A 580-nucleotide genomic window follows, 5' to 3' on the forward strand; every position below is an offset into this window, starting at 1 on the left:
AGCGGGGAGGTTGTGCGAGGGTATGTGGCGTGCGATCTGGCTGATCGCACGCCCAAGCAGGTCGAACAGCTGTACCGGAAACGGTCAGCGATTGAAACAAGCTACCGGGTGTTTCGCCAAGCACGAGTGGTAACGACGACACAAGATCCAATCATCCGCTTTGCATTCGTCTTGGTCGGGTTCTTGCTGGAGAACCTCTGGCTCGTGCTTCGGTGGGCGGTCGTCGCCCGCCCACGTCGGGGCGGGCGCGACCTTCCCCAGGAATTCACGTTCAAGACCTTCTCTGACTGGATTAGACATGCATTGGAAGAAGAGCTAGAACGGCGCTGGGAGATCAAGATGAACGGCGTCGGTGTGCCAGAAGCATACGCGCCGGCCGCGGGCTGACGCCAGCCCGCGGCCTTGGGCAGGCACCTGACGAGCAACAGCATTCGTCTAAAACGGCGTATCTCAGCTTTCTCAGTTCGGTTCTCTCCATCTGTGGATTCTATTTCCTGTTCACTCAGTTACCACACCGGCATTCGCTCTGTTCGTCCATGACTCAGCACAGTTCACGAAGCGACGCTCGGGAAGTACCGAC

The 580-nt window shown here is 58.3% G+C and carries 1 pseudogene; it reads left to right on the forward strand.

The window, feature by feature from the left end:
* A pseudogene (locus ACERI1_RS18825) lies at positions 1–387 on the forward strand (ISH3 family transposase); the annotation flags it as partial.
* Between the last annotated feature and the right edge of the window lie 193 nt (positions 388–580).

The organism is Natrinema sp. HArc-T2 (assembly GCF_041821085.1).
In the GTDB taxonomy this organism is placed as follows: Archaea; Halobacteriota; Halobacteria; order Halobacteriales; family Natrialbaceae; genus Natrinema.